Source organism: Limosilactobacillus sp. (genome assembly GCF_041859915.1).
Lineage (GTDB): Bacteria > Bacillota > Bacilli > Lactobacillales > Lactobacillaceae > Limosilactobacillus.
Window position 1 is genome coordinate 79,193 of record NZ_JBFLGB010000001.1, and the last position, 9,936, is coordinate 89,128.

The following is a 9,936-nucleotide window of genomic DNA, read 5'->3' on the forward strand; positions in this document are numbered from 1 at the left end:
ATTGAATGGCGGAACTAGCACAAGTGGTTGTTGACGTACCAACCATGCAGACTAACCAGCCATATACATACCTGGTTCCGCAACAGCTGATTCACCAGTTAAAGGTTGGTATGCGGGTAGCGGTTCCTTTTGGCAATGGTCATCGTCAGGTCCAGGGCTTTGTGGTTGGCTTTACTGCCCATTCGAATTATCAGGGGAAGCTTAAACCAATTGCGGCAGTCATGGACGTTCAACCGGTTGTTAATTCTGAGTTGTTAAAGCTCAGTGCTTGGCTGGCCGATACGACCTATTCTTTTTGGATTTCATGTCTATATACGATGCTGCCTAATATATTAAAATCGAAGGCTAAGCGAGTCGTTCGAGTTATTGATGAGCTTGATGAACAGGATATATTTGATCTTTTTCATGGCCAAGATAAGTGTGACTTAGCCGAATTTCAACATGATCCGGCCAAGATGAGTCGGTTAATGCAATTAAAACGGGCCAAGAAAGTAACGATTGATTACCAGGTAACCAACCGTGCACATGCTAAAACGGTGACCGGCATTACCCCCTTATTGAATTTTGAACAACTTGAAGATGCCCGAACTTCTTTGCATCCCAACGCTCATGCTCAGAATCGGCTGCTATCTTACTTACAAAGCATTATCGGGAAACATGTCAAACAGACAACGGCCGAACAGGTTGCTAAGCTAAAGGTGGGGACCTTTAACTTAGGGGCTAAAAAGGGGTGGTTAAAGAAGGTTCCAATTGAAGTATACCGTAATCCTTATACCCAACCTGTTGATGATGATCATCTTGAACGACCATTGAAACTTAACCCAGACCAGCAAAAAGCAGTGGGACAAATCTGCCAGTCAATTAATACCCAGACTGCTCAAACTTTCCTTTTACAGGGGGTTACTGGCAGTGGGAAGACTGAGGTTTATCTCCAGTCAATTGCCCAAGCACTCCAAAATGGGCGAACGGCGTTAATGTTGGTGCCTGAGATTTCATTGACTCCTCAGATCGTAAATCGGGTACGACGACGCTTTGGCTCCCAAGTAGCGGTTTTGCATAGTGGCCTCTCTAATGGTGAGCAATATGATGAATGGCGACGGATCGAACGGGGGCAGGCCAAAGTTGTAGTCGGCGCCCGTTCCGCGGTTTTTGCCCCTTTGAAGAATTTGGGAATTATTATTTTGGATGAGGAACATGAAACCAGTTACAAACAGGATGATGCTCCCCGTTATCATGCACGAGAAGTCGCTAAGTGGCGTTCGCGTTATCATCATGCTCCATTGGTTTTAGGTTCAGCCACCCCCAGCTTAGAAAGTCGTGCCCGGGCGTTGAAAGGTGTTTATCAGTTATTAAGACTACCTCACCGGGTTAACCGGCAACCATTACCACCAATCGAGGTAGTCGATATGCGTGCTGAGGTTAAGCGTCGGGGCGAAAGTAATTTTTCGTTACCACTTTTGCAAGCCTTGGATCTCAGATTGCAGCGTCATGAGCAAAGCATCTTAATGTTAAACCGACGGGGCTTTTCATCCTTTATGATGTGCCGAGACTGTGGAGCTGTGTTGAAGTGTCCTAATTGTGATATTTCACTAACCCTTCACATGGATACCCGGACGATGAAATGTCATTATTGTGGTCATGAGGAACCCATTCCCCAAGTATGTCCCAACTGTCATAGTCGCCACATTCGGTATTACGGTACGGGGACGGAAAAGGTTGAACGCGAATTACATCAGCTTTTACCAAATGCCCGGATTATCCGGATGGATGTTGATACGACCCGCCGAAAGGGGATGCATGAAAAACTATTACGCCAATTTGGCACTCAACAGGCGGATATTTTATTGGGTACCCAGATGATTGCCAAGGGGTTAGACTTTCCAAACGTCACTTTAGTTGGGGTACTTAACGCCGATACTGGACTAGGCCTGCCGGATTTTCGAGCCAGTGAACACACCTTCGACCTGCTTTGTCAGGTTAGTGGGCGTGCCGGTCGGGCTAATAAGCAGGGACAAGTAATTATCCAAACCTTTAATCCAGATCACTATGCTATTCGTGATGCCCAGGCGCACGATTATGAGCGTTTTTTCCGCCAGGAGATGAATTTACGCCACCAGGCCGGTTATCCACCGTATTATTACACGATTCGTTTGATGGCTTCCCATCCGGAAGAAGCCCAAGCTGCCCGGGCAATGGCCCATATTCGTCAGAAATTGGATCACCACCTTGCCTCAACCACCATTGTTTTAGGACCGACTCCGCGGGCAATTGCTCGCATGAAACGACGCTATTATTATCAAATTGTAATCAAGTATAAGAAAGATCCTTATTTGCACCAATTGCTCTTGCAGATCTTGCAAGAGACACAGTCAAAAAGTTTCAAGGATGTTCAGGTCAGTATCGATCCGGACCCCCAATATTTTATTTGAACGAAAGGATGTTTAAAATGTCAACTTCAATCGTCTTTATGGGAACGCCTGAATTTGCCGTTCCAATTCTGCAAAGCCTAATTGCCCGACCAGAGTATGATGTTCAAGCCGTACTAACCCAACCAGATCACCGAATTGGCCGTAAGCATGTTTTACACAGTTCACCTGTTAAACAGTTAGCTCAAAAGTACGGAATTGACGTTTTGCAGCCGGCAAAATTGAATAAGAGTCCGGAAATGGAAAAAATAATTGCGATGAATCCGGACCTAATGATTACGGCAGCCTATGGCCAGTTTCTGCCGACAAAGCTACTGCAAGCGGCTCGAATTGCTGCTATTAATGTTCATGGGTCGCTCTTGCCTAAATATCGTGGTGGAGCTCCAATTCAATATGCCATTATTAATGGCGACCGGGAAACTGGTATTTCGATCATGTATATGGTCAAGAAGATGGACGCCGGTGATGTTCTTGCCCAGCGTGCCATCCCAATTGAAAAAGATGATGATGCGGGGACGATGTTTAAAAAACTGAGTATTCTTGGTCGGGATCTCTTGTTGGATACGCTACCTAAGTTAATTGCCGGTGATGTCCATCCAGTTGCCCAGGATCCGAAAAAAGTGGTTTTTTCACCCAATATTTCTAGTGCCCAGGAACGAATCGATTATCGACTAACCGCTCAGCAAATTGACGATAAAGTACGGGGATTACGGCCTAGTCCGTTAGGAAACATGGTGATCGACGGTTTACGGACCAAAATTTATGACGTTACTCCTTTGAGTGAGACAACGGAACTGTCAGCGGGCCAGGTGGTAAAGGTTACCAAGCACCAATTAGTGATTGCGGCAGGTCAGGGGACCACTTACCAGATTAACAAGTTAAAGCCCGCCGGTAAGCAAGCAATGGACATTACTGCCTACCTAAATGGTCATCAAGGGTTAAAGAAAGGGGCTCAGGCAATCAGTGAAAACTAAACAGCGTCGATTAAATACCGCCCGTAGTGTTGCCTTAACCGCTCTTGATCGAGTACGGCAAAATGGTGCCTATTCCAACTTGCAGCTTAACCAACTCTTCTCAAAGAGTCAGCTCAAGGATAATGATCGTCGCCTGGCAACTAATATTGTCTATGGGGTTCTTCAACATCAATTAACCCTCGAATACTGGTTACGTCCCTTTGTTCACCGTCACCTTGATCCTTGGGTAGCAACCTTGCTTTTAATGTCTATTTACCAATACCACTACCTAGATCGTGTTCCTAATTGGGCAGTCACCAACGAGAGCATTGAATTAGCTAAGCAATGGGGCAATCCGGGAATTCGAAAATTTGTGACCGGTGTTTTGCATGCCATCTTAAGGCAGGGCTTAGCCGATCCGGCTAAAATTAAACAACCGGTTAAGCGTCTGTCTATTCAAGCGAGTGTTCCCCAGTGGTTAGTTACTAAATTGATTAATCAATATGGGACTCAGCAGACCCGGCAAATTTTGGAGTCCATTAATCAACCAGCCCATGTCGCAATACGGGTTAATACAGCAGTTACGGATTTAATTACCGTAGAACGGAGATTGGACCGGCAAGGAATTGGTTACCGTAAGAGCAAGGTTGTCCCGGATGCCCTTGTAATTACCAAGGGTGAAGTGGTAGACACGACTCTTTTTAAGGAGGGTGCCGTTACAATTCAAGATGAGAGTGCCATGCTGGCAGTGGATAGTATGGGAATTCAGCCTAATGATCGGGTCCTCGACGCCTGTGCCGCTCCGGGTGGGAAAACAACCCAAATAGCGGCTCAATTGACGACCGGTTACGTTGATGCTTTAGATATTCACCAGCATAAGACCCGCTTGATCGAAAAAAATGCCCGGCGACTGCACGTGGCTGACAGGATTAAGACGTATACCTTAGACGCCCGTAAGGTAAATGAAAAATTTGCAGATGCCACCTTTGATAAGATCTTGGTTGATGCCCCTTGTAGTGGGATTGGTCTTTTGCGTCGTAAACCAGAGATTCGTTATACTAAACAGCCACAGGACAGTGTGCACCTTCACCAAATCCAATTAGCAATTTTGATGGCAGTCGCTCCAAAGGTCAAAAAAGGCGGTATAATTACTTATAGTACGTGTACAATCTTGAACCAGGAAAATGATGGGACGGTTCAAGCCTTCTTGGCTGCTCATCCAGAATTTGAATTGGTTCGGACTCGGACAACACGTCATCTTAAAAATGATCGAGCGTCAGCGACCCTTACAATTTTGCCATCAGATTTTGCGTCCGATGGTTTCTTCATTAGTAGTCTCCGGCGAAAATAAGTAGAAGGGAATCACAGAAACTATGGAAATCGCCTTTCAAACAGATATTGGCCGGCGGCGGTCACAAAATCAGGACCGGGTTGCCCGTTATACCGACAAAAATGGTCATCAATTAATGATCATTGCCGATGGAATTGGGGGTAACCTTAGTGGAGATGTGGCTGCCGAAATGACGGTTAAGCGGCTTGGTCATCGCTTTAAAGTGGATAGTCCCGAAAACCCATTGGATGCGATCCGCTGGTTTGCTCGGGAAGTCCAAATTATTAATGATCAGATACTGAAAAAATCAAAAGAAAAGATGATTTATCAGGGAATGGGGACCACCATGGTAGCAGCGATTGCTTTTCAACAGACCTTGGTAGTTGCTAACATTGGTGATAGTCGAGGTTATCTGTTGCATGATAAGCTGCTTACTCAGGTGACGATTGACCATTCTCTAGTAAATGAATTGGTAAGAAATGGTGATATTACCGAAGAAGAGGCCCTAAAATTACCCCAAAGTAACATTATTACCCGGGCAATTGGCATTTCACCGGATGCGCAAATTGAAGTAAATCGTTTTGACTTTCACCCTGGCGACCAATTATTATTGTGTTCTGACGGGTTATTCAAAACAGTTGAAAAGCGAACGATGGTAGCGGTCTTAAACCAACAAATTTCATTAAAGGCTAAGTGTGCCCAGTTAATTGACATGGCAAACGATGCCGGTGGACCAGATAATATAACTGTTTTAATTGGTAAAAATGATGACCAGGAGGGTTGATTTATGAATCCCGGAGATATGATTGGTCATCGATATAGGATTATCCGTTCCCTTGGTGAAGGGGGAATGGCAAACGTTTATTTAGCTTACGATACGGTACTTGACCGTGAAGTTTCAGTGAAGGTATTGCGCCTTGATCTACGGGATGACCCCAATACGAAGCGTCGGTTCCGGCGTGAGGCAATGGCGGCTACCCAGCTTAATGATCCCCATATTGTTGGTATCTTTGATGTGGGAGAAGATCATGGTTTGCAGTATATGGTCATGCAGTACGTTCAGGGAACCGATCTGAAGGAATATATTCATCAGCATTTTCCAATTCCACTGCCTCAGGTAGTAGATATTATGGAACAGGTGCTGTCCGCTGTTGAGGCGGCCCATGCTCACGGTATTATCCATCGTGACTTAAAACCACAAAATATCCTAATTGATGAAAATAAAAATGTAAAAATCACTGATTTTGGGATTGCCGTGGCAGTATCCCAAAATTCACTAACACAGACTAATACATTGGTGGGTTCAGTTCATTATCTTTCGCCAGAACAGGCCCGTGGTAGCATTGCAACCAAAAAATCGGATATTTATTCGTTAGGAATCATTCTCTATGAACTGTTAACAGGAAAGGTTCCCTTTGAGGGCGAAAATGCCGTTTCAATTGCTATCAAACATTTTCGTGAGGAGATTCCGTCTGTCCGACAGTTTAATGGGCAGATCCCGCAACCATTGGAAAATGTAGTAATTCGAGCCACTGCTAAGGACCCGATTGACCGTTATGACAGTGCTTTAGCAATGGCTAAGGACTTGAAGACCAGTCTTGATCCTGCCCGGGCAAAGGAACCACGTTTAGTGATTAAGCATGATGATAATGGTGAGACTAAGGTCCTGCCGATGAATAAGATGCCCCATCATCAGAATCAACAATCTTTACCGCCACAAGGGAAGACCACTAAGCAGCAACCAAGTTTTTGGCGGCGTTATCGACGGCGGTTAGTAACGGTAGCCGGTCTATTCTGTCTGGCCCTGCTGATTGGGTGTTCTTGGTGGCTACTATTGCGTCCGGTGACGGTTCCCAATGTTGAAGGAGCAACTCCTGTGCAGGCTACTCGTCAGCTCAAAAAGCATCACTTACGGGTTGGTAACATTACTCGGGTGAGTGATCAAAATGTTGCGAAGGGACATATTATTAGTGCTCAGCCGGGCAATGATGCTTCAGCCCGCGTTAATTCGGCTGTTAACTTAAAGGTTAGTACTGGTGTAGACCACTTGAAATTAAAACATTACGTTGGTGCTGATTATGCAACGACGGCAACTGCCCTTCGGCAAAAGGGCTTCACCGTTAATCGGCATATGACTTATTCAGATACGGTGGCAGCTGGTACCATTATTAAGCAGAATTATCGACAGGGAACAACAGTAAAACCGCATAATAATATCATTGATTTTGAAGTTAGTGCAGGTAAAAAGAACATTAAAATTCCTGATTTTACTAACCAGGATATCAGTGTAGTCCAACAATTTGCCAATAAGCATAATCTTCAGCTAACGACCCAACAGAAGAAATCTAAGACGGTGGCAACTAACCATGTGATCAGTCAAACTCCGAAGGCGGGGATGACACTTAACCATGGTGATACGTTAACGGTCACGATCGCTAATTCTGGCAACCAGACAAAGACTACTAATATTCAAATCAATATTCCATTCGATGGCAATGGTGGTCAGCGTGAGAATCGGGTACAGGTTTATATTCGGGATGCTCACCATAACCTAACAATGGAATACCAAGATATTACAATTAACCAGGAAACGACGATTAATGTGCCATTTACATTAAAGGATAATCAAATGGGTGCTTACCGGGTTGTCCGGAACGGCCAGACAATTATGAGTGCCACCAATATTACCGGATAATAGTCAATAGTGAGGTGTATTCGTGAAAAAAGGAATCATTCAACAATCATTGAGCGGCTTTTACGATGTGATTGCCGCTGGCAAAATTTACCGAACTCGTGGACGAGGAAATTTTCGTAAAAAGGGAATTAAGCCTATCGTCGGTGACCGGGTGGAGTTTGAAGATGGCTACCTTCTAAAAGTGTTACCGCGACGAAATTCCTTAGTTCGTCCACCAGTGGCAAATGTCGATGCTGCCGTGGTAGTAACGGCGGCCACACAGCCGGTTTTCTCAGCTAATCTTTTAGATCGCCAGTTGATCGCTTTAGAACGGCAAAAAATTCAGCCGTTAATCTTCTTTTCCAAGACCGATTTACTGACAAAGGAGGAGTACCGCCAGATTGCGGCCATCGCGGCGGGCTATCGTGAAATCGGTTACCCAGTTTTTTGCGCCCCGCAACCGTTTGAAGATGACCAGTTAACGGCATTACAAGGTCAATTACAGGGACAAATCGTAACGATGATGGGTCAAACTGGAGCTGGGAAATCTACTTTGTTAAATCATTTGGCACCTGACTTGCATTTGGCAACGGGTGAAATTTCACGAGCTCTCAAGCGGGGACGACATACTACTCGTAAAGTAAGTTTATTGAGTGTTAATGATGCTTTGATCGCTGATACGCCAGGCTTTTCATCCTATGAAAACTTTGATATGACGGTTGAAGAACTTCCTAAATTATTTCCAGAAATGGTGCGTTTGGCTCCTCAATGTAAGTTTCGTGGCTGTTTACATATTAAGGAGCCCCATTGTGCAGTGAAAGCTGCCTTGGAGAATGGTATAATCATGAATAGTCGGTATGACGATTATTTACAGTTTCATGAACTAATCGCCAACCAAAAGCCAAATTATAAGAAATGAGGGAATCAAGAATGATTAAGGTTGCACCTTCAATTTTGAGTGCGGATTACGTTAATTTGCAAAAGGATATCGAAAAGGTTGATCAGGCCGGTGCAGAATACCTGCACATTGATGTAATGGACGGAACCTTTGTGCCAAATATTTCTTATGGACCGGGTTTTGTTAAGGCTATCCGGCCAATTACCAAGATGACTTTGGATGTTCACTTGATGGTGGAACATCCGGAACACCTCTTACCACTGTTTATTGATGCTGGTGCCGATGTCATTGGTGTACAGGTGGAAGCAACCCAGCATATTCACCGTGCTTTACAGATCATTAAGAATGGTGGAGCAAAAGCGGAAGTAGTTATTAACCCTGGTACACCGGTTGCAATGATTGAACCTGTCTTGCACATGGTTGACCAAGTGCTGGTGATGACGGTTAACCCTGGCTTTGGTGGTCAGAAGTTCTTACCAGAAACGGTTGATAAGATTGCCCAACTTAATGCTATCAAACAAAAGAAGGGTTATGACTTTGATATCGAAGTCGATGGCGGGGTCAATGACAAGACCGTTATTGATTGCTACAAGGCTGGTGCAACCGTCGCTGTGGCCGGTTCCTTTGTCTTTGATGCGGCTGATCCTGCTGCCCAGGTAAAAGCATTAAAGAATGCTACAAAGTAAAAAATTAAAAGCAGGTTAGAAGGAAGAAACTCTTCTTGTTAGCCTGCTTTTTTTCATGCTGATGGGGTGAAAAAATGCGCGTAAATATAATGGTTGGTGGACCGCAAGCCTTGGTTCCCAAAGAGCAAGTATTACAACGACAAAATGAGACGTGGATTGGTGTTGACCATGGTGCTACTTTACTGCTGAATTGGGGAATTCGGCCGGTAGCAGCTATTGGTGATTTTGATTCCACCACTACGGCGGAGATGGCTCGCCTGCAAAGTCAACTTGCTGAAATTAAGACTTTCCCACCCGCAAAGGACTTTACTGATACCCAGTTAGGTGTGAAGGCCGCAATTGATGCCTATGCGCCCGATCAAATCGATATCTGGGGAGCCACGGGTGGTCGGCTCGACCAGCTATTGGCTAATCTCTATTTGCCGTTGCAAAAAGCCTTTTTGACTTACTTGCCAAAGATTCGTTTGGTTGATACCCAGAATATTGTTCAATATTTTTTGCCCGGAACTTATAGTATTTATGACCAACCCCAAATGGACTATTTGGCCTTTGTCAATCTGACTCCTGTTCGGGGATTAACTCTCCCTGATGAGAAATACCCATTGGTTAATTGGACTGATAAAATTCCTTTTTCCTGGTCGAGTAATCGATTTACCAGTATAGTAAATCACTTTGCCTTTGATGAAGGAATAATAGCAGTGATCTGGTCGCGTGACCTTTTTCAGCCCTGATTTGTGGTGTCAAGGAAAAATACTTGAAAGAAAAACCTTGCACTGGGCGAGCCACTATGGTAAATTAATTAAGTGAGTTACATCGCAATTTATTGCGTAAACGAAATAAAGATGAGAAGAGGAGGGTACCACCAATGGCTAAAGATTATATCAACGGTAAGCGGACACGTTTTGGTAACAAGCGTTCCCATGCCCTTAACTCAAGTCGTCGTAGCTGGAAGCCAAACTTGCAAAAAGT

The 9,936-nt window shown here is 44.6% G+C and carries 9 protein-coding genes; all 9 read left to right on the forward strand.

Annotation, left to right across the window (positions count from 1 at the left end; translation table 11 throughout):
- The first annotated feature begins 5 nt into the window (after positions 1-5).
- Positions 6-2,429 (forward strand): primosomal protein N', encoded by a 2,424-nt coding sequence (gene priA / locus ACEYV4_RS00485; protein ID WP_373841500.1) that lies wholly within the window; start codon positions 6-8, stop codon positions 2,427-2,429.
- A gap of 17 nt (positions 2,430-2,446) precedes the next feature.
- Positions 2,447-3,400, forward strand: a complete 954-nt coding sequence (gene fmt, locus ACEYV4_RS00490) for a methionyl-tRNA formyltransferase (protein ID WP_373841501.1) — start codon at positions 2,447-2,449, stop codon at positions 3,398-3,400.
- Complete coding sequence (gene rsmB, locus ACEYV4_RS00495; protein WP_373841502.1) at positions 3,390-4,730, forward strand: 16S rRNA (cytosine(967)-C(5))-methyltransferase RsmB; 1,341 nt, start codon at positions 3,390-3,392, stop codon at positions 4,728-4,730. The genes fmt and rsmB overlap by 11 nt, the downstream gene beginning before the upstream one ends.
- A 22-nt stretch (positions 4,731-4,752) precedes the next feature.
- Entirely contained in the window at positions 4,753-5,493 is a 741-nt protein-coding gene (locus ACEYV4_RS00500; protein ID WP_373841503.1) for a Stp1/IreP family PP2C-type Ser/Thr phosphatase, read from the forward strand.
- Positions 5,494-5,496: 3 nt separating this feature from the next.
- Complete coding sequence (gene pknB, locus ACEYV4_RS00505; protein WP_373841504.1) at positions 5,497-7,404, forward strand: Stk1 family PASTA domain-containing Ser/Thr kinase; 1,908 nt, start codon at positions 5,497-5,499, stop codon at positions 7,402-7,404.
- A 22-nt stretch (positions 7,405-7,426) separates the two neighbouring features.
- The gene (rsgA, locus tag ACEYV4_RS00510) at positions 7,427-8,302 is read left to right on the forward strand and encodes a ribosome small subunit-dependent GTPase A (protein ID WP_373841505.1); all 876 of its coding nucleotides are present in this window, start codon (positions 7,427-7,429) and stop codon (positions 8,300-8,302) included.
- Positions 8,303-8,313: 11 nt separating this feature from the next.
- Positions 8,314-8,967: a ribulose-phosphate 3-epimerase gene (gene rpe / locus ACEYV4_RS00515; protein ID WP_373841506.1), complete on the forward strand. Its 654-nt coding sequence runs from the start codon at positions 8,314-8,316 to the stop codon at positions 8,965-8,967.
- Between the two features lie 74 nt (positions 8,968-9,041).
- The gene (locus ACEYV4_RS00520; RefSeq protein ID WP_373841507.1) at positions 9,042-9,698 is read left to right on the forward strand and encodes a thiamine diphosphokinase; all 657 of its coding nucleotides are present in this window, start codon (positions 9,042-9,044) and stop codon (positions 9,696-9,698) included.
- Positions 9,699-9,832: 134 nt separating this feature from the next.
- The coding region (locus ACEYV4_RS00525) for a bL28 family ribosomal protein (protein ID WP_373841509.1) at positions 9,833-9,936 on the forward strand (104 nt) is incomplete at its 3' end.